At 71.1% G+C, this 23,508-nt stretch carries 33 protein-coding genes; all 33 read right to left on the bottom strand.

Annotation, left to right across the window (positions count from 1 at the left end; translation table 11 throughout):
• Window positions 1-132 precede the first annotated feature (132 nt).
• Window positions 133-975, bottom strand: a complete 843-nt coding sequence (gene map, locus E5225_RS04520) for a type I methionyl aminopeptidase (protein WP_135973021.1) — start codon at window positions 973-975, stop codon at window positions 133-135.
• Between the two features lie 10 nt (window positions 976-985).
• Window positions 986-1,567: an adenylate kinase gene (locus tag E5225_RS04515; RefSeq protein ID WP_135973022.1), complete on the bottom strand. Its 582-nt coding sequence runs from the start codon at window positions 1,565-1,567 to the stop codon at window positions 986-988.
• Window positions 1,564-2,862 carry a preprotein translocase subunit SecY gene (gene secY / locus E5225_RS04510; protein ID WP_135973023.1) on the bottom strand — a complete coding sequence of 433 codons (1,299 nt, stop codon included), beginning with the start codon at window positions 2,860-2,862 and terminating at the stop codon, window positions 1,564-1,566. Before secY ends, E5225_RS04515 begins: the two co-directional genes overlap by 4 nt.
• Before the next feature lie 313 nt (window positions 2,863-3,175).
• Window positions 3,176-3,961 (bottom strand): hypothetical protein, encoded by a 786-nt coding sequence (locus E5225_RS04505; protein WP_135973024.1) that lies wholly within the window; start codon window positions 3,959-3,961, stop codon window positions 3,176-3,178.
• Window positions 3,958-4,689, bottom strand: coding sequence for a hypothetical protein (locus E5225_RS04500; RefSeq protein WP_135973025.1), 732 nt, complete (start codon window positions 4,687-4,689; stop codon window positions 3,958-3,960). The genes E5225_RS04505 and E5225_RS04500 overlap by 4 nt, the downstream gene beginning before the upstream one ends.
• On the bottom strand, window positions 4,686-5,318 hold the full coding sequence (locus tag E5225_RS04495) for a hypothetical protein (protein ID WP_135973026.1): 633 nt from the start codon (window positions 5,316-5,318) through the stop codon (window positions 4,686-4,688). Before E5225_RS04495 ends, E5225_RS04500 begins: the two co-directional genes overlap by 4 nt.
• Entirely contained in the window at window positions 5,315-5,968 is a 654-nt protein-coding gene (locus E5225_RS04490) for a signal peptidase I (RefSeq protein ID WP_135973027.1), read from the bottom strand. The genes E5225_RS04495 and E5225_RS04490 overlap by 4 nt, the downstream gene beginning before the upstream one ends.
• Before the next feature lie 137 nt (window positions 5,969-6,105).
• Window positions 6,106-6,759, bottom strand: a complete 654-nt coding sequence (locus E5225_RS04485) for an alternate-type signal peptide domain-containing protein (RefSeq protein WP_135973028.1) — start codon at window positions 6,757-6,759, stop codon at window positions 6,106-6,108.
• 103 nt (window positions 6,760-6,862) lie between these two features.
• A complete protein-coding gene (locus E5225_RS04480) occupies window positions 6,863-8,644 on the bottom strand; it encodes a prealbumin-like fold domain-containing protein (RefSeq protein ID WP_135973029.1) in 1,782 nt (593 codons plus the stop codon).
• Window positions 8,645-9,155: 511 nt separating this feature from the next.
• The gene (rplO, locus tag E5225_RS04475; protein WP_135973061.1) at window positions 9,156-9,845 is read right to left on the bottom strand and encodes a 50S ribosomal protein L15; all 690 of its coding nucleotides are present in this window, start codon (window positions 9,843-9,845) and stop codon (window positions 9,156-9,158) included.
• A 2-nt stretch (window positions 9,846-9,847) separates the two neighbouring features.
• Entirely contained in the window at window positions 9,848-10,030 is a 183-nt protein-coding gene (gene rpmD, locus E5225_RS04470; RefSeq protein WP_013117860.1) for a 50S ribosomal protein L30, read from the bottom strand.
• Window positions 10,030-10,671: a 30S ribosomal protein S5 gene (gene rpsE, locus E5225_RS04465; protein ID WP_135973030.1), complete on the bottom strand. Its 642-nt coding sequence runs from the start codon at window positions 10,669-10,671 to the stop codon at window positions 10,030-10,032. Before rpsE ends, rpmD begins: the two co-directional genes overlap by 1 nt.
• A gap of 34 nt (window positions 10,672-10,705) precedes the next feature.
• On the bottom strand, window positions 10,706-11,077 hold the full coding sequence (rplR, locus tag E5225_RS04460) for a 50S ribosomal protein L18 (protein ID WP_135973031.1): 372 nt from the start codon (window positions 11,075-11,077) through the stop codon (window positions 10,706-10,708).
• Between the two features lie 3 nt (window positions 11,078-11,080).
• The gene (gene rplF, locus E5225_RS04455; protein ID WP_135973032.1) at window positions 11,081-11,620 is read right to left on the bottom strand and encodes a 50S ribosomal protein L6; all 540 of its coding nucleotides are present in this window, start codon (window positions 11,618-11,620) and stop codon (window positions 11,081-11,083) included.
• A 24-nt stretch (window positions 11,621-11,644) separates the two neighbouring features.
• Window positions 11,645-12,043, bottom strand: coding sequence for a 30S ribosomal protein S8 (rpsH, locus tag E5225_RS04450; protein ID WP_135973033.1), 399 nt, complete (start codon window positions 12,041-12,043; stop codon window positions 11,645-11,647).
• Between the two features lie 76 nt (window positions 12,044-12,119).
• Window positions 12,120-12,305 carry a type Z 30S ribosomal protein S14 gene (locus E5225_RS04445; protein WP_135973034.1) on the bottom strand — a complete coding sequence of 62 codons (186 nt, stop codon included), beginning with the start codon at window positions 12,303-12,305 and terminating at the stop codon, window positions 12,120-12,122.
• A gap of 1 nt (window position 12,306) precedes the next feature.
• Window positions 12,307-12,879 (bottom strand): 50S ribosomal protein L5, encoded by a 573-nt coding sequence (rplE, locus tag E5225_RS04440; RefSeq protein WP_135973035.1) that lies wholly within the window; start codon window positions 12,877-12,879, stop codon window positions 12,307-12,309.
• Window positions 12,879-13,220, bottom strand: coding sequence for a 50S ribosomal protein L24 (gene rplX / locus E5225_RS04435; protein WP_135973036.1), 342 nt, complete (start codon window positions 13,218-13,220; stop codon window positions 12,879-12,881). The genes rplE and rplX overlap by 1 nt, the downstream gene beginning before the upstream one ends.
• A 2-nt stretch (window positions 13,221-13,222) precedes the next feature.
• Window positions 13,223-13,591: a 50S ribosomal protein L14 gene (gene rplN / locus E5225_RS04430; RefSeq protein ID WP_013770175.1), complete on the bottom strand. Its 369-nt coding sequence runs from the start codon at window positions 13,589-13,591 to the stop codon at window positions 13,223-13,225.
• Window positions 13,592-13,770: 179 nt separating this feature from the next.
• The gene (gene rpsQ / locus E5225_RS04425) at window positions 13,771-14,058 is read right to left on the bottom strand and encodes a 30S ribosomal protein S17 (RefSeq protein WP_135973037.1); all 288 of its coding nucleotides are present in this window, start codon (window positions 14,056-14,058) and stop codon (window positions 13,771-13,773) included.
• Window positions 14,059-14,065: 7 nt separating this feature from the next.
• On the bottom strand, window positions 14,066-14,302 hold the full coding sequence (gene rpmC / locus E5225_RS04420; protein WP_135973038.1) for a 50S ribosomal protein L29: 237 nt from the start codon (window positions 14,300-14,302) through the stop codon (window positions 14,066-14,068).
• On the bottom strand, window positions 14,302-14,718 hold the full coding sequence (rplP, locus tag E5225_RS04415) for a 50S ribosomal protein L16 (RefSeq protein ID WP_135973039.1): 417 nt from the start codon (window positions 14,716-14,718) through the stop codon (window positions 14,302-14,304). The genes rpmC and rplP overlap by 1 nt, the downstream gene beginning before the upstream one ends.
• Before the next feature lie 3 nt (window positions 14,719-14,721).
• Window positions 14,722-15,561, bottom strand: coding sequence for a 30S ribosomal protein S3 (gene rpsC, locus E5225_RS04410; protein WP_135973040.1), 840 nt, complete (start codon window positions 15,559-15,561; stop codon window positions 14,722-14,724).
• A complete protein-coding gene (gene rplV / locus E5225_RS04405; protein WP_135973041.1) occupies window positions 15,561-15,938 on the bottom strand; it encodes a 50S ribosomal protein L22 in 378 nt (125 codons plus the stop codon). The genes rpsC and rplV overlap by 1 nt, the downstream gene beginning before the upstream one ends.
• Window positions 15,939-15,991: 53 nt before the next feature.
• The gene (gene rpsS / locus E5225_RS04400) at window positions 15,992-16,273 is read right to left on the bottom strand and encodes a 30S ribosomal protein S19 (RefSeq protein ID WP_135973042.1); all 282 of its coding nucleotides are present in this window, start codon (window positions 16,271-16,273) and stop codon (window positions 15,992-15,994) included.
• Window positions 16,274-16,285: 12 nt separating this feature from the next.
• A complete protein-coding gene (rplB, locus tag E5225_RS04395) occupies window positions 16,286-17,122 on the bottom strand; it encodes a 50S ribosomal protein L2 (protein WP_135973043.1) in 837 nt (278 codons plus the stop codon).
• Window positions 17,123-17,145: 23 nt separating this feature from the next.
• A complete protein-coding gene (rplW, locus tag E5225_RS04390; RefSeq protein ID WP_135973044.1) occupies window positions 17,146-17,448 on the bottom strand; it encodes a 50S ribosomal protein L23 in 303 nt (100 codons plus the stop codon).
• Window positions 17,445-18,137 carry a 50S ribosomal protein L4 gene (gene rplD / locus E5225_RS04385; RefSeq protein WP_135973045.1) on the bottom strand — a complete coding sequence of 231 codons (693 nt, stop codon included), beginning with the start codon at window positions 18,135-18,137 and terminating at the stop codon, window positions 17,445-17,447. The genes rplW and rplD overlap by 4 nt, the downstream gene beginning before the upstream one ends.
• A 5-nt stretch (window positions 18,138-18,142) precedes the next feature.
• Window positions 18,143-18,802: a 50S ribosomal protein L3 gene (gene rplC / locus E5225_RS04380; RefSeq protein WP_135973046.1), complete on the bottom strand. Its 660-nt coding sequence runs from the start codon at window positions 18,800-18,802 to the stop codon at window positions 18,143-18,145.
• Between the two features lie 23 nt (window positions 18,803-18,825).
• Window positions 18,826-19,134 (bottom strand): 30S ribosomal protein S10, encoded by a 309-nt coding sequence (gene rpsJ / locus E5225_RS04375; RefSeq protein ID WP_129336914.1) that lies wholly within the window; start codon window positions 19,132-19,134, stop codon window positions 18,826-18,828.
• Window positions 19,135-19,524: 390 nt separating this feature from the next.
• Window positions 19,525-20,718, bottom strand: a complete 1,194-nt coding sequence (gene tuf, locus E5225_RS04370) for an elongation factor Tu (protein WP_135973047.1) — start codon at window positions 20,716-20,718, stop codon at window positions 19,525-19,527.
• Between the two features lie 122 nt (window positions 20,719-20,840).
• Window positions 20,841-22,943, bottom strand: a complete 2,103-nt coding sequence (gene fusA, locus E5225_RS04365) for an elongation factor G (RefSeq protein ID WP_135973048.1) — start codon at window positions 22,941-22,943, stop codon at window positions 20,841-20,843.
• Between the two features lie 92 nt (window positions 22,944-23,035).
• Window positions 23,036-23,506, bottom strand: a complete 471-nt coding sequence (rpsG, locus tag E5225_RS04360; RefSeq protein ID WP_135973049.1) for a 30S ribosomal protein S7 — start codon at window positions 23,504-23,506, stop codon at window positions 23,036-23,038.
• Window positions 23,507-23,508 lie beyond the last annotated feature (2 nt).

The following is a 23,508-nucleotide window of genomic DNA, read 5'->3' as shown; positions in this document are numbered from 1 at the left end:
TCTCGGCGAGAGTCGTGGAGCGGCGCGCGCAGCCCGTCCGTCCGGACGGCACACACAACCAACCGGCAACTATACGGCATCCGAGACGCTCTCCGGACACGGCGGCCCGTTCTGCTCGGCGCCGTGCGGGCGTCAGGTCAGCGGCGCGACCTGGACGCCGAGGGCCGCGAGGCGGGCGGCGCCGCCGTCACGCGCCGTGAGCACGACCACCCCGTCCTCGAGGACGGCCACGGTGTGCTCCCAGTGGGCGGCGCGCGACCCGTCGTCGGTCACGACGGTCCAGTCGTCCGCGAGCGTGTGGTTGGCCTCGGCGCCCCGCACGAGCATGGGCTCCACGGCCACGCACAGCCCGGGGCGCACCTTCGCCCCGCGGTCGCGCGTGCGGTAGTTCGGTACGTCGGGCGGCTGGTGCATGGCGGTCCCGATGCCGTGGCCGACGTAGTCCTCGACGATGCCGAACGGCACGCCGCCGTTGCGGCCGGCGGCCGCGGCCGCCTCGACGACCTCCTCGACGGCCTCCCCCACGACGCCGAGGCGGTCGCCGCGCGCGAGCGCCGCGATGCCGGCCCACAGCGCGTCCTCGGTCGTCACGACGAGCTCGTGGTCGCGGGGATCCCCCTCGCCGACGACGACGGAGAAGGCGGAGTCGCCGTGCCACCCGTCGACGATCGCGCCGCAGTCGACGGACACGACGTCCCCCGGCTGCAGGACGCGACCTCCCGGGATGCCGTGCACGACCTCCTCGTTGACGGAGGCGCACAGCGACGCCGGGTACCCGTGGTACCCGAGGAACGACGGCGTCGCACCCGCGCGGGCGATCACCTGCTCGGCGACCGCGTCCAGCTCGGCGGTCGTCGTGCCGGGCGCCACCCGGGCGCGCACGGCGTCGAGGGCGTCCGCCACGACGAGCCCGGCCCGCCGCATGACCGCGACCTGCTCGGGCGTCTTGTACTCGATCCGCTCCCGGCCGAACATGGCGCCCCGCTCAGGCGGACTGCGCGGCCTGCAGCGCGTCGATGAGGCGCTGCGTGACCTCGTCGACCTCGCCGAGCCCGTCGACCTGCACGAGCAGCCCCCGGGCGGCGTAGACCTGGGAGATCGGCGCGGTCTGCTCGGCGTAGACGTCGAGGCGGTGGCGGATGACGTCCTCGCTGTCGTCCGCGCGCCCCTCGATGGCGGCCCGCTTCGTCAGCCGGTCGACGACGACCTGGGGGTCGACCGTGAGCTCCACGGCCGCGTCGATCGCGACCCCCGCGGCGGCGAGGATCTCGTCGAGCGCCGCGACCTGCGCGACGTTCCGCGGGTACCCGTCGAGCAGGAAGCCGCCGACGGCGTCGGCCTGCGCGAGGCGGTCCCTGACCAGCTCGTTCGTGAGCTCGTCGGGCACCAGGGCCCCGGAGGCGGTGATGTCCTGCACCTGACGGCCCAGCTCCGTGCCGTTCCTGACGTTCGACCGGAAGATGTCGCCGGTCGAGATGGCCGGCACCCCGAGCTGCTCGGCGAGCCGGACGGCCTGCGTTCCCTTGCCCGCTCCGGGCGGGCCCAGCAGGACGAGACGTGCACTCAACGGAGAAACCCTTCGTAGTGACGCTGCTGCAGCTGCGACTCGATCTGCTTCACCGTCTCGAGGCCGACGCCGACCACGATGAGGATCGAGGCGCCGCCGAACGGGATGTTCGAGCCGACGTCCAGGACGATGAAGGCGATCGTCGGGATGAGCGCGACGAGCGCCAGGTAGATCGAGCCGGGCGCGGTGATGCGCGTGATGACGTAGTCGAGGTACTCGGCCGTCGGACGCCCGGCGCGGATGCCGGGGATGAAGCCGCCGTACTTCTTCATGTTGTCCGCGACCTCGTCCGGGTTGAACGTGATCGCCGTGTAGAAGTAGCAGAAGAAGATGATGAGCACGATGTAGAGCCCGATGTGCAGCGGCGCCTCGGGGTCCGCGACGTACCGGCTGATCCACTGCACCCAGCCCGCCGTCGCGTCGCCGAACTGCGCGAGCAGCGCGGGGATGGCCAGCAGCGACGACGCGAAGATCACCGGGATGATGCCGGCCATGTTGATCTTGATCGGGATGTAGGTGCTGGAGCCGCCGTACATGCGGCGGCCGACCATGCGCTTGGCGTACTGCACCGGGATGCGGCGCTGCGACTGCTCGACGAACACGACCAGCCCGATGACCAGGACGATGATCGCCAGCACGACGATGAACTTGCCGATGCCGCCGGCGCCGCCCGCGATCGACCACATGGCCGACGGGAAGCTCGCCGCGATCGAGACGAAGATCAGCAGCGACATGCCGTTGCCGATGCCGCGCTCGGTGATGAGCTCGCCCAGCCACATGACGAGGCCGGTACCGGCGGTCATGGCGATCACCATGATGAGCAGGACGAGCGGGGAGTCGTCCGGGATGACGTCGACGCTGCAGCCCGGGAACAGGTTCCCGCTGCGGGCGAAGGTGATGATCGTCGTGGACTGCAGGACGGCCAGGCCGATGGTCAGGTACCGCGTGTACTGCGTCAGCTTCGCGGTGCCGGACTGCCCCTCCTTGTGCAGCTCCTCGAACTTCGGGATCACCACGCGGAGCAGCTGGATGATGATGCTCGCGGTGATGTACGGCATGATCCCGAGCGAGAACACCGACAGCTGCAGCAGCGCGCCGCCGCTCAGGAGGTTCACCAGCCCCAGCAGGTCGTTCGCGTCGGCCGTCTGGTCGATGCACGCCTGGACGTTCGGGTAGCTGACGCCCGGCGTCGGCAGGAACGAACCGATGCGGAACACCACGATGATGCCGATGGTGAAGAGCAGCTTGCGCCGCAGGTCGGGCGTCCGGAACGCCCGTGCGAATGCGCTGAGCACCTGTCCTCCTGCTGGGATGAGGCCGGCGAGACCGACCCGTTGCCGCCGCGCCGCGGCGAAGACCGCGCGCCACACTACCCCGAACGTCCATACCCCCCGGCACGTGCCCGGGACGGACGTCCGGCGGCGGCACCCATGACGGCCCCGTACCCGGCCAGACCGCAGCGCGCGACGCTGCGAGCCGTCCGAGGATAGCCGGTCCCGGGCGTGCCGCCGTCCCTGCCCCGGGAGCCGGCCGTCGGAACCCCCGCCCCGGGACGCTGCCCGGGGTCAGCGCGGTGGCGTCACCGCCCCGCGCGTCGTCACCGCCGGCTCACGGCTCCTCGCGGCGTCGACGCACGGCGCCGAGCAGGAGACCGCCGACGCCCACCGCCACCACGGCGGCGAGCGCGGCGCGCAGGGCGTCGGCGCCCGTCGTCGCCAGGGGGCCGCCCACCCCGCCCGTCCGGGCACCCGCACCACCTCCCGGCGCGGTCACCGCCGCCGCGGCGGGCACGGACGTCACTCCGGCGGCGGGGACGGGCGACGCCGAGCCGTCGAGGCGCAGCAGCACGTCGAAGCGGGCCTCGCGCGGGGCGACGTTCGCCCCGTTGCCGGACCGGGCCCCGACGGGCAGCTCGGAGACGAGGGTGATGCGCGTCGTCTCGCCGCGCGCCAGCGGGACGCTCACCACCTCGGTGCGCCCATGCACGGCGAGCTCCCGGAAGGACGCCGTGCCGTCGCCCGACGCGGCGCGCCAGCGCAGGCGGAGGTCCGCGTAGAAGTCGCCCCGCTCCTCCCCCGTCGCGTGGTCGACGTCGGGGGCGGCGGGGTCGAGCAGCGCGACGTCCGTCACCCAGCCCCGCAGCGTCGCGTCGGTGGGACCGTCGTTGCGGACCGTCAGCGTCCTCCCCACGACGTCGCCGGGCACGGCGACCCGGCTCCCGACGAAGCTCGTCGTCACCGTGTCGTGCGCCGTGCCGTCCCACGCCAGCGCGACCGTCGGGCCCTCCCAGGCCAGACCGAGGGCGTCGTCGACCCCAGCGGCGTCCGCAGCCCCGGCACCGGAGGTGACGAATCCGGCCGCGAGGACCGCGGCGGCGACCCACCGGCGCCTCACGGCGTCGCCCCCCGGAACGTCTGCCACGTCACCGCGACGCGGTGCGTCGGCTCCGTCGCGGGGTCGAGCGCCTTCAGCACCTGCGCCGACCAGCTCGCGCTCGAGCTCACGGACCCGACCACGGCACCGGTCGACGTGGTGACGCTCGCGTCCACCGTCGCGGTGTTGGTGTAGGTGTGCCGGATCCGGTCGAACGTCGCCACCAGGCACCACAGCTCGCTGCGCAGCGCCGTCGACGTGCTGTACGCGCCGGACCACGGCGTCGCCGTCGTCGCGGCCTCCCCGGCGACGGCGGGCGTGCAGGCGCCGGCGTCGGCGACCCGCACCAGCCGGACGACCGACTGGCCGAACACGCCGCCGGCGACCTGGGGAGCGAGCTGGTAGCGCAGGCCCCGGTGCCCCTGGGACAGCGTGTCGACCTGGAAGGGCACCGCCACGGCGCCCGTGGTGTAGAGGGTCGCGGCCTGCGCCGGCCCGAACGGCACCTCGACCGGGTCGCCCGGGCCGCTCGCGTAGTCGGCCAGCGTGCCGGTCGGCGCCGGTGCACCCGCACCCACGACCACCACCCCGGCGGGCATCCGCGTGGTGACGGTGGCGGTGTCGCGCCACAGGGCGAGCGTGCCCCCCGCGGTCGTGCCGACGAGCAGCGCGAGCGCGAGCGCCACGAGCACCACCGCCGCGCCGCGGAGGCGGGAGCGCCGTGGCGCCTGCGTCGTCGCCGCGCTCACGGCCGGAACCCGTCGCCGTCGCGGACCTGGCGCAGGTCGATGAGCATCGTCCCCTCGGCGCCGGCGGTCGGCGACGCGCTGACCGCGGACGGCCGGACGACCACGTCGCTCGCCGCCGTCCACGCGACCGTCACCGTCACGGTCCACGTGCCGACGCCCTGGGCGATGCTCGCCGTGCCGCCGGGCACGGTCACCGGGCTGCCGAGCGGGACGGCGGCACTCGGTGCACCGGTCGGCGGCGTCACCCGGTACGTCCCGGTGACCCCGGCGGGGAAGGACGTCGGCCCCTGCCACCCGACGGTCACGCGGGCCCGGATGTTGTCCCCCTCCAGGGTCGTGCGGAACTGCTGGGTCACGGTGAACGTGTCCCCCGGCGTCGCCAGGTGGTCGGCGGTGCGACCGTCGGCGCGCAGCGCGATCGCGTGCGGCGACGCGAGGTCGGGGCTGCCCTCCACCCAGCGCGGCGGGCCGACGAGCTCGAGGTCGAGGTTGCCCGACCGGATGACGGCCACGGACGCCACCGCGTCGGTCGACCACAGCGCGTGGGTGAGGCCGCCGGCCAGGGCGGCGACCAGGACCAGGGCGCTCGCGGCGAGCGCGGTGCGCCGGCGGTGGCGGGGCCGGCTCATCGGCCCGCTCCGGACGCGCCGGCGGGTACGGCAACCGGCACGGCGACCGGGTCGGTCACCGGGTCGGTCACCGGGTCGGTCGGCGTCGCGGCGGCAGCCGCCCCGTCGGTCGGCACCGCGTCGCCGCGGCGCTCCGGCCGCAGCACCATGAACGCGCCGTAGCAGAGCAGGGCGACCGCGACGGCCAGGACGACCGTCCCGCGGTGCTGCCCGAGGAGCAGCGCACCGTGGCCGACGAACGGCACGTGGTACACCACCTGCCCCGTCACCTGCGCGGGGACGATCGGGTCGTCGTCGGCGCCGTTGGCGTCGCCGCGTGTGATGAAGCGGACCCCGTCGACGGTGAGGACCTTGGACACCACGCGGTGCGTGACGAGCGTCGGGTCGGCGGAGACGGGCTGGAACGTGATGACGTCACCCTCCTGCACCTGCGTGGCCGGGTCCTGGACGCCACGGACGACGACCATGTCGCCGGGGTCGTAGGTGGGGGCCATGGAGCCGGTCAGGACGGTCAGGGCCGCGCCGTCGAGCGCCCGCGGCACCACCGCGAGGGCGACCGCCAGCGCGAGCGCGGCCAGGAGGAGAGCGGTCGTCACCACCGAGAGGACGCCGGCGACCCAGCTGTCGCGCGGGGGGCGCGTCGTGGTCATGGGTCCTCCTGGGTGGCCGTGCGCTGGCGGTGGGTGAGGTGTGCGGGTGGTGCGTGGCGCGGTGCGGACGTCGCGGGCCTGGGCCGACGTTCGCGGCCGGGGTGGAGCGGGGCGCCCCACCCCGGCCGGTCGGGACGTCAGGGAGCGGCGACGAAGTCCGCGCCCTGGCGCGTCTGCGTGAGCGTCGCGGTGAGGCCCTGGATGACCGACTGCGCGGTGGCGGAGACCTGACCGGCGGTGGTCGCGTCGAACGCGACGCGGTAGACGACGCGCAGGTCCGCGACCCCGTCGAGCGTGGCACCGACGAGCGTGGTGCCGGTGTTCGTCGGGGCACCGGCGGCCTGGCCGGCACGCGGCGCCGCGAGGCGGACCGTCGAGTCCGTGCCCAGCTCTCTGGTCTCCGCCAGGACCGTGGTCCCCGTGGCGCCCGCGAGCACCTGGTACGTGACAGTGACGCCGGTGGGCAGCGTCGCGGCCGTGGAGTCGACCACGAGGCTCGCGACGAGGTTGTCGCCCTCGAGCGCCACGTCCAGGGCCTGCGTGCCCTCGATCGTGTCGCCCGGCACCATGCGCCACGTGGCGAGATCCGTGATGGCGTGCCCACGGTCGGTCCGGTCGGCCGAGACGTCGGCCCACGTGGCGACGGCTGCCGCGTTCACGTCGAGGCGGCCGTTGGTGATGGTGCCACCGGCGGCCGTGCCCGAGTCGGTCCAGAGCGCGAAGGTGGCGCCGGAGGTCAGCAGCGCGACACCGGCGACGCCGGCGAGGATGCCCTTGGTCTTGTTCTGCATGGTGATGCCTTTCTGGAGAGGTCCGCCCGGAGGCGAGTCGTCGGGCGTCCGGGCGGGCGTCCCGAGGGTGGGTGCGGGTGTCAGGGAGAGGAGGCGGGGGCGGTCACAGCACGCCGGGGGCGGTGCAGGCGATCGAGGCGCCGCTGGCGAGCGACGGGATGGTCACGGTCGTCGCCGGCGTGAGGCCGGGGCACGTGATCGTGGTGGCGCCGGACGTCGTGGGGACGCCGGGGCCCGTGGCGGACCAGGAGTCGCGGAGCACGAGGCCCGTCAGACGCGTCTGGCCGGTGTTGCGCACGGTGTACCGCCAGACGACCGCGGTGCCCGCGACGAGCTGCCTGCCCGCCGGGACGGGGCTCGTGAACGCGGTGTCGGTGGCGAGGAACGCCTCCTTCACCACCTGCACCCCGGGGCGGAGGTTGACGACGGTGCAGGTGTAGCTGCGGCCGCGGCGCACGGTCAGGTCCACCGGGTTGGCGCTCACGGTGACGGAGCTGCCGTCGGTGCCGGTGCACGTGACCAGGTCGACGACGTAGCCGGCCTGCACGGTCTCGGTGACCCGGACCACGCGGGTCGCGGCCGGGACGGCGACCGTCGTCGCGGCCGAGCCCGCCGCGCCCGCCGTGGTCAGCGGGCCCGCCACGGCGTCGACGGTGAACGTCCAGCCGGCCGTGCCCTGCGGTGCCGTCCGCCCGTCGGGCACGGTCTGGCTCACGAGTGTCAGCACCGTCGGCGCCACGTACGTGTTGGTGAACGTGCAGACGATGGGCAGCGCCGCCACAGTGGTCGCGTCGGGCACGGAACCGAGCACCACCGTCCGTCCGGACGTCGCGACCCCCGTCGTCAGGGTGCTGCCGGAGCCGTCGCGGCAGACGATGCCCGTGAGCTCCCACCCCGCGGGGGCGGCGCCCTCGGTGATCGTGACGGGCGCGGCCGTCGGCGTGCGGTTGCCGGCCTGCACCGACGCGGTGTTCGTGGGTGCCGTCGTGCCCGCCGGGGTCAGCGTCGCGGACTGCGTCGCGGTGCCCTCGCTCGCAGTGAACGTGAAGCCGGGGACCGTCGCCGGCGCGTCGCCGGCCGCGAGGGCCTCCTTCACGACGGTGACGGGGCGCACCTGGTCGAGCCGCGCCCAGAGGCACGCCACCGTCGTGGTCTGCTCGACGGTCGAGACCACGTCGGAGAAGCCCGACGTCGGCACCCGGGTGCACTGCGCGTTCCCCGTGCCGGCGGTCGTGAAGCCACGCACCGTGAGCCGGTAGGTCATGCCGTTGACCTGGACCTCGCTCGACCTGACCAGGTCCGTGAACGTGACCGTGTCGTTGTTGGCGACGTTCCCCGCCGGGTTCGCGCTGTTGGGCGTCTCGCGCAGCACGTACGACGAGCTGACGAAGGCCGCCGAGGTCCCCAGCCGCAGGTTCAACGTGCCGCGGAAGTACTCCGCCTGCGCGTTGATCGGGTTGTTGTAGTGCCGGAAGGAGCCCAGCAGGAACGTCGTGCCGGTCTCGGGTGCCGCCTGGTTCGGCGCCAGCCCGATCGCGCTCTGCGACGTGGTGCTCAGGTTCGTGGGGCAGGAGAGCATCCCGAAGAACGACGACTCGCCGCCGTGGGCGGCGAGCGCCTCGGTCGCGCTCCACTGCCCGCTCGCGGGCTGGAACCGGATGCAGTTCTGCGCAGTGGACCCGTCGGCGGCGCCCCCGGCCGTCGTGCCGCGGTGGTTCTGCAGCTGCGCGCTGACGGCGGGGAGGGCGACCGGCGCCGCGGACGCGGGCGCAGCGGTCGCGGTCTGCGCGACCGGGGCCAGCACGACGCCCAGGAGCATGCCGACGGCCACGAGCGCCGAGACGCGGCGCGTCGAGCGCCGTGCACCGGTCGTGTCCTGCTGCATGTCGTGCTCCCTGGCCGTCGGACGCCGCGGGGTGAGGGAGCGATCCCATGGGGGCCCCTCCTGCGGCCCCTCAAGTAAGCCGGGCGCCGGACGGCCGTCCAACAGCGCCGATCCGGACAGGGCGGGCCGTTCCGGGCGTTCGGGACGCTTCGGGGGGTGCTACGACCTAGGCGCCGGGCCCGCCTTCACCCTGGCAGCCCACGCGTCGCGCTCGTCTGTGACTCGCACCGACTCCCGGACATGAACACTCGTCCAACTGAGAGCCGCGGTCGACCGCCGGGCGCCGGGCGCTCCGTCGCGGCCGGCCCACACGGGGGCGGACGTCGCCACGAGCGTGCGGGGCCGACACTACGCCACCGCGATCCGCCGCCGGAGCCGTTTCGCCGGGCGGGTCCGCGCACCCTGTGACCGGGCGCCATGACACCGCGGAGGGCACGGGCACGACGAAGCGGGCGGCCCCGGAATCACTCCCGGGACCGCCCGCTTCAGGGTCGTGCTGCTGCGCGGGGCGTCAGCCCTGCGCGACGCTGCCGCCGGCCGCCTCGATCTTCTCCTTGGCAGACGCGGAGTACGCGTCCACCGCCAGGGAGACCTTGACGGTCAGCTCGCCGGTGCCGAGCACCTTGACGGGCTGGCCCTTGCGGACCGCGCCCTTGGCGACCAGGTCGGCGACGGTGACGTCGCCGCCCTGCGGGTAGAGCGCCGAGATCTTGTCCAGGTTCACGACCTGGTACTCGACGCGGAACGGGTTCTTGAAGCCGCGGAGCTTGGGCAGCCGCATGTGCATCGGCATCTGCCCACCCTCGAAGGCCTCGGGCACCTGGTAGCGGGCCTTCGAGCCCTTGGTGCCACGGCCGGCCGTCTTGCCCTTCGACGCCTCACCACGACCCACGCGGGTCTTGGCGGTCTTGGCGCCGGGGGCCGGACGCAGGTGGTGAACCTTGAGCGTGCCGCCGGCACCCTCGGTGGTCGCACTGCCCTTGGCGGCCGCCTTGGGCTCCTCCGCGTCGGCCTTCTTGGTGGCCGGCTTGCGGGTCGCCTTCGGCTTCTCCTCGGCCGCAGCGGCCTCGGTCGCCGCAGCCTCGGTCGCCGCAGCCTTCGCGGGAGCCTTCTTCGCCGGGGTCTTCTTGGCGGCGGCCTTGGGGGCCTCCTCCGTCGACTCCACGGCCGTGTCGTCGGCCTTCTTCTTGTCGTCGGCCATGGTCACTCGACCTCCTCGACCGCGACCAGGTGCGTCACCGTCTTGACCATGCCGCGGATCTCGGGGCGGTCCTCCTTGACGACGACGTCGCCGATCCGCTTCAGGCCCAGGGTGCGCAGCGTGTCGCGCTGGTTCTGCTTGCCGCCGATGGCGGACCGGGTCTGGGTCACCTTCAGGCGGGCCATCACGCACCCACCTTCGCAGCCGTGGCCGCACGGCCCGCCGCCTGCGCACGCAGGAGCGAGGCAGGAGCGACGTGGTCGAGGGGCAGCCCACGACGAGCGGCGACGGCCTCGGGCTCCTCCAGGGAGCGCAGGGCCTCGACCGTCGCGTGCACGATGTTGATCGCGTTGGACGACCCGAGCGACTTGCTGAGCACGTCGTGGATGCCGGCGCACTCGAGCACCGCACGCACCGGGCCGCCGGCGATCACGCCGGTACCCGGGGACGCGGGGCGCAGGAACACGACGCCGGCCGCCTTCTCGCCCTGGACGGGGTGCGGGATGGTGCCCTGGATGCGGGGGACGCGGAAGAAGTTCTTCTTCGCCTCCTCGACACCCTTGGCGATCGCCGCGGGCACCTCCTTGGCCTTGCCGTAGCCGACGCCGACCGTGCCGTCACCGTCGCCCACCACGACGAGCGCGGTGAAGCTGAAGCGGCGGCCGCCCTTGACGACCTTCGCGACACGGTTGATCGTCACGACGCGCTCGACGAACGCGCTCTTCTCGGCGGCGTCACCGCGCCGCCCGCCGTCACGACGGCCGCCGTCTCGGCGGTCGCCGCCGGTGCCACCGGCACCGGTGTTGCTGCGCTGAGGAGCAGCCATCAGAAAGTCCTCTTCTTCGATGCGGAGTTCGTCGTCACAGGGCCAGACCACCCTCACGGGCGCCGTCGGCGACCGCGGCGACACGGCCGTGGTACTTGTTGCCGCCACGGTCGAACACGACCGACTCGACGCCGGCCGCCTTCGCACGTGCGGCGACGAGCTCGCCGACCTTGCGCGCCTTCGCGGTCTTGTCGCCGTCGGTGGCCCGCAGGTCCGCCTCGAGCGTCGAGGCCGAGGCCACGGTCTGACCGATGCCGTCGTCGACAACCTGGGCCGTGATGTGGCGCGCGGAGCGCGTCACGACCAGGCGCGGACGCCCGGCGCTGCCGACGACCTTCTTGCGCAGCCGCAGGTGGCGGCGGCGGCGGGCGATCGTCTTGCCCTTGCCCTTGATGCTGATCGCCATGGCTTACTTCCCAGCCTTTCCGACCTTGCGGCGCACGTTCTCGCCCGCGTACCGCACGCCCTTGCCCTTGTACGGCTCGGGCTTGCGGATCTTGCGGATGTTCGCGGCGACCTCGCCCACCAGCTGCTTGTCGATGCCCTGGACCGAGAACTTGGTCGGGGTCTCGACGGCGAAGTCGATGCCGGCCGGCGGGTCGACCGTGACCGGGTGGCTGAAGCCGAGCGCGAACTCGAGGGTCTGGCCCTTCGCGGTCACGCGGTAACCGGTGCCGACGATCTCGAGCTTCTTGGTGTAGCCCTCCGTCACGCCGGTGACCAGGTTGGCCAGCAGCGTGCGGGTCAGGCCGTGCAGCGAGCGCGACTGGCGCTCGTCGTCGGGACGCGTCACCACGAGGGCGCCGGCGTCGTCACGGTCCACCGCGAGCGGGGCCGGGATGGTGTGCGTGAGAGTCCCCTTGGGACCCTGCACCGTCACGAGCTGGCCGTCGATCGTCACGTCGACACCGGACGGCACCGGGACGGGGATCCTGCCGATTCGGGACATGGCTGTTCTCCTCTCGTCTCGGGCTTACCAGACGTAGGCGAGGACTTCCCCACCCACGCCCTTCTTGGCGGCCTGCTTGTCGGTCAGGAGGCCGGACGACGTGGACAGGATCGCCACGCCGAGGCCACCGAGCACCTTGGGCATGTTGGTCGACTTGGCGTAGACGCGCAGGCCCGGCTTGGACACGCGCTTGACGCCGGCGAGCGCACGCTCACGGTTGGGGCCGTACTTCAGCGTGATCGTGAGGTTCTTACCCACGCGCGCGTCCTCGACGGTCCAGCCGGAGATGTAGCCCTCGGCCTGCAGGATCTCGGCGATGTGGCTCTTGAGCTTCGAGAACGGGATCGTCACCGTGTCGTGGTGCGCCGAGTTCGCGTTGCGCAGACGCGTCAGGAAGTCTGCGATCGGGTCGGTCATGGTCATCGGGCGTCAGCCCTTTCTCGCCGGGGTATCCGCGCCCCCGAGGCGGGGGCGCGGACCTACCGACGTCCGGTGGTACTTACCAGCTGCTCTTGGTCACGCCGGGGAGCTCGCCGCGGTGGGCCATCTCCCGCACGCAGATCCGGCACAGGCCGAACTTGCGGTACACCGAGTGCGGGCGACCGCACCGCTGGCAGCGCGTGTAGGCACGGACCGCGAACTTCGGCTTCGCGGCCGCCTTGTGGATGAGGGCGGTCTTCGCCATGTCAGTTCTCCTTGAACGGGAAGCCGAGGAGCTTGAGGAACGCGCGCCCCTCGTCGTCCGTGGTGGCGGTCGTGACGATGGTGATGTCCATCCCGCGGACCCGGTCGATCTTGTCCTGGTCGATCTCGTGGAACACGGACTGCTCCACGAGGCCGAACGTGTAGTTCCCGTTCCCGTCGAACTGGGCCGGGGACAGACCGCGGAAGTCACGGATGCGCGGCAGCGCGATCGACAGCAGGCGGTCCAGGAACTCCCAGGCACGGTCGCCGCGCAGCGTGACGTGCGCGCCGATCGGCATGCCCTCGCGCAGCTTGAACTGCGCGATGGACTTGCGGGCCTTCGTGACCTGCGGCTTCTGGCCCGTGATCTGGGTCAGGTCGCGGATCGCGCCCTCGATGAGCTTGGAGTCCTTGGCGGCGTCGCCGACGCCCATGTTGACGACGACCTTGACCAGTCGCGCGACCTGGTTGATGTTCTCGTGCGAGAACTGCTCGAACAGGGCGGTCTTGATCTCGTCGTTGTAGCGCGTCTTGAGGCGCGGCTGGGCCGGGGCCTCGATCGTGGTCTCGGTCATCAGATGTCCTTACCGGAGCGCTTGGCGACGCGGACGCGCACGGTGCGCGTGCGTCCGTCGCGCTCGACCTGCTCGGTGCGGTAGCCGACCCGGGTGCCCTTCTTGGTCTCCGGGTCCACCAGCATCACGTTGCTGATGTGGATGGGGGCCTCGACCGTCTCGATGCCGCCCGTACGGGTGCCGCGCGACGACTGGCCGGCCTTGGTGTGCTTCTGCACGCGCTGGACGCCCTCGACGACGACACGCTGCGTCTCGGGGAGCACCTCGAGGACGCGACCCGTCTTGTTCTTGTCGCGGCCCGAGATGACGAGGACGAGGTCGCCCTTCTTGATCTTCGCCATGGTCAGAGCACCTCCGGCGCCAGCGAGATGATCTTCATGAACTTCTTGTCGCGCAGCTCGCGGCCCACGGGGCCGAAGATGCGGGTACCGCGCGGCTCGCCGTCGTTCTTGAGGATCACCGCGGCGTTCTCGTCGAACTTGATGTACGAGCCGTCGGGGCGCCGGCGCTCCTTGCGGGTGCGCACGACGACCGCCTTGACGACGTCGCCCTTCTTGACGTTGCCGCCCGGGATCGCGTCCTTGACGGTGGCGACGATGACGTCACCGATACCGGCGTAGCGGCGGCCGGAGCCGCCGAGGACACGGATGCAGAGGATCTCCTTGGCACCCGTGTTGTCGGCGACACGCAGTCGCGACTCCTGCTGGATCATCTAGCTCTCTCCTCCTCGTCCTGCGGGTTCTCGCACCGCACCGCCCGCGAGCGGGCGGCCGCCGAGCCTGGCCGAACGGATGGTTGCCGTGGTGCACACGGCGCGGGCGGCCCCGGGGGGCGCGCCCGCGACGCGGGCAACTGTGGTGCGTGCCGGGCCCGAGGGCCCGGGAACGGGACTTACTTGGCCTTCTCGATGACCTCGATGATGCGCCAGCGCTTCGTCGCCGACAGCGGCCGGGTCTCCATGATCTCGACCAGGTCGCCGATGCCGGCGCTGTTCTGCTCGTCGTGCGCCTTGACCTTGCTCGTGCGGCGGATGACCTTGCCGTAGAGCGGGTGCTTGACGCGGTCCTCGACCTCGACGACGACCGTCTTGTCCATCTTGTCGCTGACGACGTAACCACGGCGGGTCTTGCGGTATGCCCGGTGGTCGGTCGTCGCGGTGGTGTGCTCGTGCTTCGTCATGAGGACCTCACTCCGCGCTCGGGGCGGTACGGATGCCGAGCTCACGCTCGCGCAGGATCGTGTAGATGCGCGCGATGTCGCGGCGGACCGCCTTGAGGCGGCCGTGGCTCTCGAGCTGCCCCGTCGCCGACTGGAAGCGGAGGTTGAACAGCTCCTCCTTGGCCTTCTTCAGCTCGGCGAGCAGCTTCTCGTCGTCGAAGGTGTCCAGCTCGCTGGGAGCCAGGTCCTTGGTTCCGATGGCCATCAGTTACCCCCCTCGCGCACGATGAAACGTGTCTTCATCGGGAGCTTGTGCATCGCGCGGCGCATGGCCTCGCGGGCCAGCGGCTCCGGGACACCGGCGAGCTCGAACAGAACTCGGCCGGGCTTGACGTTGGCGATCCACCACTCGGGCGAGCCCTTGCCGGAACCCATGCGGGTCTCGGCGGGCTTCTTCGTGAGGGGACGGTCCGGGTAGATGTTGATCCAGACCTTCCCACCACGCTTGATGTGGCGGGTCATGGCGATACGTGCAGCCTCGATCTGACGGTTCGTGACGTAGGCCGGCTCCAGAGCCTGGATGCCGTACTCGCCGAACGAGATCGTCGTGCCACCCGTGGCGGCGCCGGAGCGCCCGGGGTGGTGCTGCTTGCGGTGCTTCAGCCGGCGCGGGATCAGCACGGCTCAGGCCTCCGTTCCGGACTCGGTGGGCGCGGGCTCCGCCGCGGGCGCCGACTGCTCGGCGGCCGGGGCGGGTGCGTCCTGGCGCTCGGGACGACGACCGCCGGCCCGAGGGCCACGGTCACCGCGGTCGCCGCGGTCACCACGCGGGCCGCCGCGCGCCGGGCGCGGAGCCTGGGTGGCCTGCTGCTGCGCCCACTCGCGCTCGGTGACGTCACCCTTGTAGACCCAGACCTTCACGCCGATGCGGCCGAAGGTCGTGCGGGCCTCGAAGAAGCCGTAGTCGATGTTGGCGCGGAGCGTGTGCAGCGGCACACGACCCTCGCGGTAGAACTCCGTGCGGCTCATCTCCGCACCGCCGAGGCGGCCGGAGACCTGCACACGGATGCCCTTGGCGCCGGCGCGCTGCGCGGACTGGATGCCCTTGCGCATGGCCCGGCGGAACGACACGCGGCTCGCGAGCTGCTCGGCGATGCCCTGGGCGACCAGCTGAGCCTCGATCTCGGCGTTCTTGACCTCGAGGATGTTCAGCTGGACCTGCTTGCCCGTGAGCTTCTCGAGCTCGCCCCGGATGCGGTCGGCCTCGGCCCCGCGACGCCCGATGACGATGCCCGGGCGGGCGGTGTGGATGTCGACGCGCACGCGGTCACGCGTGCGCTCGATCTCCACCTTGGCGATGCCGGCGCGCTCGAGGCCGGTGCTCATGAGCTTGCGGATCTGGACGTCCTCGCGGACGTAGTCGCGGTAGCGCTGACCCGGCTTCGTCGAGTCGGCGAACCAGCGCGAGCGGTGATCCGTCGTGATGCCCAGGCGGTACCCGAGCGGGTTGACCTTCTGTCCCACTAGCGGGCCCGTCCCTTCGTGCTCGTCGTCTCGCGCTCGGCCACCACGACCGTGATGTGGCTCGTGCGCTTGAGAATGCGGCCCGCGCGACCCTGCGCGCGAGGCCGGAACCGCTTGAGCGTCGGACCCTCGTCGACGAAGACCTCGGAGATGTAGAGGTTCGTCTCGTCGAGCCGCTCGCTGTTGCGCTTGGCCCCCTCGACCGCGTTCGCGACCGCGGACTGCACCGTCTTGAGGACCGGCTCAGCCGCGGCCTGCGGCGCGAACTTCAGCACCGCCACGGCCTCGGCCGCCTGCTTGCCACGGATGAGGTCCACGACGCGGCGGGCCTTCTGGGGCGTGACGCGGACGAACCGCGCCTTCGCCTTGGCTTCCATCGCTGTCCTGCTCTCTGTTCTCTGCCGTCAGGGCGTCACCAGGCTGACCGGGGTCAGCGGCGACGGCCCTTCCGGTCGTCCTTCTCGTGGCCGCGGAACGTCCGCGTGGGGGCGAACTCGCCGAGCTTGTGCCCGACCATCGACTCCGTCACGAACACGGGCGTGTGCTTGCGGCCGTCGTGGACCGCGAAGGTGTGGCCGAGGAAGTCGGGCGTGATCATCGAGCGACGCGACCACGTCTTGATGACGTTCTTCGTGCCGGACTCGTTCTGCGCGTCGACCTTCTTCTGCAGGTGGTCGTCGACGAACGGGCCCTTCTTGAGGCTGCGAGGCATCTCGGGCTCCTATCAGCGCTTCTTGCCGGTGCGCCGACGGCGCACGATGAGCTTGTCGCTCGGCTTGTTCGGACGACGGGTACGACCCTCGGGCTGGCCCCAGGGGCTCACCGGGTGGCGGCCGCCGGAGGTCTTGCCCTCACCACCACCGTGCGGGTGGTCGATCGGGTTCATGGCCACACCACGGACGGTCGGGCGCTTGCCCTTCCACCGCATGCGGCCGGCCTTGCCCCAGTTGATGTTCGACTGCTCGGCGTTGCCGACCTCGCCGACCGTGGCGCGGCAGCGCAGGTCGACGTTGCGGATCTCGCCGGACGGCATGCGCAGCTGCGCGTACGGGCCGTCCTTCGCGACGAGCTGCACCGAGGCACCGGCCGAACGCGCGATCTTCGCGCCGCCACCGGGGCGGAGCTCGATGGCGTGGATGACCGTACCCGTGGGGATGTTGCGCAGCGGCAGGTTGTTGCCGGGCTTGATGTCGGCGCCGGGACCGGCCTCGACGACGTCGCCCTGCGACAGCTTGTTCGGCGCGATGATGTAGCGCTTCTCGCCGTCCGCGTAGTGCAGGAGCGCGATGCGCGCCGTGCGGTTGGGGTCGTACTCGATGTGCGCGACCTTGGCCGGCACGCCGTCCTTGTCGTGACGACGGAAGTCGATGACGCGGTACGCACGCTTGTGACCGCCACCCTGGTGGCGGGTCGTCACGCGACCCGTGGCGTTGCGGCCACCGGTCTTGTGCAGCGGGCGGACCAGCGACTTCTCCGGCGTGGAGCGCGTGATCTCGACGAAGTCGGCGACCGACGAGCCACGACGGCCCGGCGTCGTCGGCTTGTACTTACGGATTCCCATGAGTCCTCAGATCCTTCCGGGCCTCAGCCGACCGGTCCACCGAAGATGTCGATCGAGCCCTCGCGGAGGGTGACGATCGCACGCTTCGTGGCCTTGCGGCGGCCGATGCCGAACCGGGTCCGGCGCGACTTGCCCTGGCGGTTCGCGGTGTTGACCGAGTCGACCTTGACGCCGAAGACGTGCTCGACGGCGATCTTGATCTCGGTCTTGTTGGCCCGCGGGTCCACGAGGAACGTGTACTTGCCCTCGTCGAGCAGGCCGTAGCTCTTCTCCGAGACGACCGGCGCGATCAGGATGTCGCGCGGGTCCTTGCCGACGGCGGTCACTTCGTCTCCTCCTGGGCGGCCGCCTCGGACTCGGTCGCCACGGCCTTCGCACCCTTGGCGGGGCCTGCGAGGAACGCGTCGAGCGCGCCCTGCGTGAAGACCACGTCGTCCGAGATGAGGACGTCGTAGGTGTTGAGCTGGTCGGCGACGAGCAGGTGGACCCGCTCGACGTTGCGCAGCGACTTCCAGGTGATCTCGTCCTGGCGCTCGACGACCACGAGGACGTTCTTGCGGCCGGACAGGTTGTCGAGCACCGCGAGAGCGGCCTTGGTCGACGGCACCTGGCCGGGCGCGAAGCCCGTCACGACGTGGACGCGACCGGCACGCGCGCGGTCCGAGAGAGCACCGCGGAGCGCCGCGGCCTTCATCTTCTTCGGGGTCCGCTGCGAGTAGTCGCGGGGCGTCGGGCCGTGGACGACGCCACCGCCGGCGAACTGCGGGGCGCGGGTCGAGCCCTGACGGGCGCGGCCGGTCCCCTTCTGCTTGTACGGCTTCCTGCCACCACCGCGGACCTCGCCGCGGCTCTTGGTGTCGTGGGTGCCCTGCCGCGCGGCGGCGAGCTGGGCGACGACGACCTGGTGGATCAGCGGGACGTTCGTCGGGGCGTCGAAGACGTCACCGGGCAGGTCGGCCGTGCCGGCCTTGGTGCCCTTCTCGTCGAGGACGTCGACGGTCAGCGTGTCGCTCATCGAGGTCACGCACCCTTCGCAGCGGAACGCACGAGGACGACGCCACCCTTGGGGCCCGGGACCGCGCCCTTGACGAGCAGCAGACCCTTCTCGGCGTCGACCGCGTGCACGGTCAGGTTCTGTGTGGTCTGGCGGTCGACGCCCATCCGACCGGCCATGCGCATGCCCTTGAAGACGCGCGACGGCGTGGAGGCGCCACCGATCGAGCCGGGCTTGCGGTGGTTGCGGTGCGCACCGTGGGAGGCGCCGACGCCGGAGAAGCCGTGACGCTTCATCACACCGGCCGTGCCCTTGCCCTTGGTGGTGCCGACGACGTCGACGACCTGGCCGGCCTCGAACACGCCGGCGGTGATCTCCTGGCCGAGCGTGAACTCGGCCGCGTTCGGCGTCCGCACCTCGACCACGTGCCGACGAGGGGTGACCCCCGCCTTCTCGAAGTGGCCCTTGAGCGGCTTGGTGACCTTGCGCGGGTCGATCTGGCCGGAGGCCAGCTGCACCGCGGCGTAGCCGTCGGTCTCAGCGGAGCGCACCTGCGTCACGACGTTCGGCCCGACGGCGACGACCGTGACCGGCACGAGGCGTCCTGCCTCGTCCCAGACCTGGGTCATGCCGAGCTTCGTGCCGAGCACCGCGGTGACGGGGCGCGCGTTCTGCTGGGTAGCCATGAAAGATCAGTCCCTTCCCAGCGTCAGAGCTTGATCTCGATGTTCACGTCCGCAGGCAGGTCGAGACGCATGAGCGAGTCGACGGCCTTCGGCGTGGGATCGATGATGTCGATGAGCCGCTTGTGCGTGCGCATCTCGAAGTGCTCGCGGCTGTCCTTGTACTTGTGAGGCGACCGGATCACGACGAAGACGTTCTTCTCCGTCGGGAGCGGCACCGGGCCCACGACCGACGCACCAGCGCGAGTCACCGTGTCGACGATCTTGCGCGCCGAGCTGTCGATGACCTCGTGGTCGTAGGACTTGAGCCGGATGCGGATCTTCTGTCCCGCCATGGCGTCGTCTACTTCTCTCTCTCGATACCGGTCCGTCCGACCCCCGCACTCGGGCGTGTCGCTCTTCGCGACGCGCCTTCGCGCTGTGTTCCGTTCCCGGGACGGGGTCGTGGCTGCGAACGCCTGCCTCCGGGTCGCCCCGGGGCCCACGCGTCCGCCACGTCTGGTCGCCCTGGCCAAGGCGCGCGCGAACGCACGCCCTTAGCGGGCAACCCCGACAGTCTGCCAGATGTCCGCCCGGATAGCCAACCGCCGTGACGGACACCTCCCCCGCGGCCCCGTGCCGCCGCTCAGGGGCCCCGGGTAGGGCAGCCGTCCCCATGAGAACAGCAGGGCCCGGGAGCCGAAGCTCCCGGGCCCTGCGTCGCGATCAGCCCCGAGGGGCGGTGATCACTTGAGGATCTTCGTGACCCGGCCCGAGCCGACGGTGCGGCCACCCTCGCGGATGGCGAAGCCGAGGCCCTCCTCCATCGCGATGGGCTGGATGAGGTTCACGTGGATCTCGGTGTTGTCGCCGGGCATGACCATCTCGGTGCCCTCGGGCAGCGTGATGACACCGGTGACGTCCGTCGTCCGGAAGTAGAACTGCGGACGGTAGTTGCCGTAGAACGGGTTGTGACGGCCGCCCTCGTCCTTGGCCAGGATGTAGACCTGGCCCTCGAACTCGGTGTGCGGCGTGATCGAACCCGGCTTGACGACGACCTGGCCGCGCTCGACCTCCTCGCGCTTCGTGCCGCGCAGGAGCAGACCGACGTTCTCGCCGGCCTCGGCGTAGTCGAGGAGCTTGCGGAACATCTCGACGCCGGTGACGGTGGTCTTGATCGCCTTCTCCTTGATGCCGACGATCTCCACCTCCTCGTTCACCTTGAGCTGGCCGCGCTCGACGCGACCCGTCACGACGGTGCCGCGGCCCGTGATCGTGAAGACGTCCTCGATGGGCATGAGGAACGGCTTGTCGATCTCGCGGACCGGGTCCGGGACGTTCTCGTCGACCGCGTCGAGCAGGTCCTCGACGGACTTGACCCACGTCGGGTCGCCCTCGAGCGCCTTGAGGCCCGAGACGCGCACGACCGGGGCCTCGTCGCCGTCGAAGCCCTGCGACGACAGCAGCTCGCGGACCTCCATCTCGACGAGCTCGAGGATCTCCTCGTCGTCGACCATGTCGGCCTTGTTGAGCGCCACGAGCAGGTAGGGCACGCCGACCTGACGGGCGAGCAGGACGTGCTCACGCGTCTGGGCCATCGGGCCGTCGGTGGCGGCGACCACCAGGATGGCGCCGTCCATCTGCGCCGCACCCGTGATCATGTTCTTGATGTAGTCGGCGTGACCAGGCGCGTCGACGTGCGCGTAGTGGCGCTTCTCGGTCTGGTACTCGACGTGCGCGATGTTGATCGTGATACCGCGCTGCTTCTCCTCGGGCGCCTTGTCGATCTCGTCGAACGGCGTGAAGGGGTTCAGGTCGGGGTACTTGTCGTGCAGCACCTTCGAGATCGCGGCCGTCAGCGTCGTCTTGCCGTGGTCGACGTGACCGATGGTCCCGATGTTGACGTGCGGCTTGGTCCGCTCGAACTTCGCCTTGCCCACTGGGTGTCCTCCTCAGGACTTGGTAGAGATTGCCCGACGGCAGCCACCTGACGGTACCTGCTCGGCGTGCGGTCCTACGGGTCGGATGTGTTGCTGGGGGTACTGCGGGTCGACCTGTGGGACTACTCGCCCCGGGTCTTCTTGATGATCTCCTCAGCCACGTTCCGAGGAACCTCGGCGTAGCTGTCGAACTGCATCGAGTACACGGCACGGCCCTGGGTCTTCGACCGCAGGTCGCCGACGTAGCCGAACATCTCGGAGAGCGGCACCTGGGCGCGGATGACCTTCACGCCCGTCGCGTCCTCCATGGACTGGATCATGCCGCGACGCGAGTTCAGGTCGCCGATGACGTCGCCCATGTAGTCCTCGGGCGTGCGCACCTCGACGGCCATGATCGGCTCGAGGAGGGCCGGGTCGGCCTTGCGCACGGCCTCCTTGAGGATCATCGAGCCGGCGATCTTGAACGCCATCTCCGAGGAGTCGACGTCGTGCGCCGCGCCGTCGAGCAGCGTCGCCTTGACGCCCACGAGCGGGAAGCCCGCGAGGACGCCGAGCTGCATCGCGCTCTGGATGCCGGCGTCGACCGACGGGATGTACTCGCGCGGGATCCGGCCACCGGTGACCTTGTTCTCGAACTCGTACAGCTCGCCCTCGGCCGGGTCCAGCGGCGCGAAGGTCATCTGCACCTTGGCGTACTGGCCGGAGCCACCGGTCTGCTTCTTGTGGACGTAGTCGATCTTCTCCACCGTGCGGCGGATCGTCTCGCGGTACGCGACCTGCGGCTTGCCGACGTTCGCCTCGACCTTGAACTCGCGCCGCATGCGGTCCACGAGGATGTCGAGGTGGAGCTCGCCCATGCCGCCGATGACGGTCTGGCCGGTCTCCTCGTCCAGGCGGACGCGGAAGGTCGGGTCCTCCTCGGCGAGCTTCTGGATGGCCGTGGAGAGCTTCTCCTGGTCACCCTTCGTCTTCGGCTCGATCGCCACGTCGATGACGGGCTCGGGGAAGGTCATCGACTCCAGCACGACGGGCGCGCTCGGGTCGCACAGGGTGTCACCGGTGGTGACGTCCTTGAGGCCGATGAAGGCGTAGATGTGTCCGGCCTGCGCCTCGGCGACCGGGTTCTCCTTGTTGGAGTGCATCTGGAAGAGCTTGCCGATGCGCTCCTTCTTGCCCTTCGTGGAGTTGAGCACCGCAGCGCCCTGCTCGACCTTGCCGGAGTACACCCGGACGTAGGTGAGCTTGCCGAAGAAGGGGTGCGAGGCGACCTTGAACGCCAGGGCCGAGAACGGCTCGCTCGCGTCGGGGTGGCGCTCGACGACGATCGTGTCGTCCTTCGCGTCGTGCCCCTGCACGGCGGGGACGTCGAGCGGCGTCGGGAGGTAGTCGATGACCGCGTCGAGCATGGGCTGCACGCCCTTGTTCTTGAACGCGGACCCGCACAGGACGGGGTACGCCTCCGAGTTGACCGTGAGCTTGCGGATGCCGGTCTTGATCTCGGCGACCGTCAGCTCCTCGCCGCCCAGGTACTTCTCGAGCAGCTCCTCGGACGTCTCGGCGACGGCCTCGATGAGCTCGCTGCGGTACTGCTCGGCGCGCTCCTGCAGGTCGGCGGGGATGTCCTCGACCTCGTACTTCTCGCCCAGCGCGGTCTCGCCGCGCCACACGAGGGCACGCATCTCGACCAGGTCGACGACGCCGATGAAGTCGTTCTCGGAGCCGATCGGCAGCTGGATGACCAGCGGCTTGGCCTTGAGGCGGTTCACGATCGTGTCGACCGTGAAGTAGAAGTCCGCGCCGAGCTTGTCCATCTTGTTGACGAAGCAGATGCGGGGGACGTCGTACTTGTCCGCCTGGCGCCACACCGTCTCCGACTGGGGCTCCACGCCCTCCTTGCCGTCGAACACGGCGACGGCGCCGTCGAGGACGCGCAGCGAGCGCTCGACCTCGACGGTGAAGTCGACGTGCCCGGGCGTGTCGATGATGTTGATCTGGTTGTTCTTCCAGTAGCAGGTCGTCGCGGCGGACGTGATCGTGATGCCGCGCTCCTGCTCCTGCTCCATCCAGTCCATCGTCGACGCGCCGTCGTGCGTCTCACCGATCTTGTAGTTGACCCCGGTGTAGAACAGGATCCGCTCGGTGGTGGTGGTCTTGCCGGCATCGATGTGGGCCATGATGCCGATGTTGCGGACCTTCGTGAGGTCGGTCAGCACGTCGAGTGCCACGTGATAGCCCCTTGTCGGTTGGCTGTTGATCGGTGCCGGCCGCGACGCCGCGAGCACCCTGGTCGGGCGGCTCGCGGCGTCGCGCCGCGAGGTCACCAGCGGTAGTGCGCGAAGGCCCGGTTGGACTCGGCCATCTTGTGCATGTCCTCACGGCGCTTGACCGCGGCACCGAGGCCGTTGGACGCGTCGAGGATCTCGTTCATGAGGCGCTCGGTCATCGTCTTCTCGCGACGGGCGCGGGAGAAGTCCGTGAGCCAGCGCAGGGCGAGCGTGGTCGCGCGCACGGGGCGGACCTCGATCGGCACCTGGTAGGTGGCGCCACCGACGCGGCGCGACTTGACCTCGATCGACGGACGCACGTTGTCCAGCGCGCGCTTGAGCACGACGACCGGGTCGGACTGCGTCTTGTCACGGACGCCCTCGAGGGCGCCGTAGACGATGGCCTCGGCGACGGTCTTCTTGCCGTCGAGGAGGACCTTGTTGATGAGCTGCGTGACGACCGGCGACCCGTAGACGGGGTCGACGATCAGCGGCCGCTTCGGAGCGGGACCCTTACGAGGCATCT

The sequence above is a fragment of the Cellulomonas shaoxiangyii genome (assembly GCF_004798685.1).
Taxonomy (GTDB): Bacteria; Actinomycetota; Actinomycetes; order Actinomycetales; family Cellulomonadaceae; genus Cellulomonas; species Cellulomonas shaoxiangyii.
This window is presented reverse-complemented; position numbering and strand designations above follow the sequence as displayed.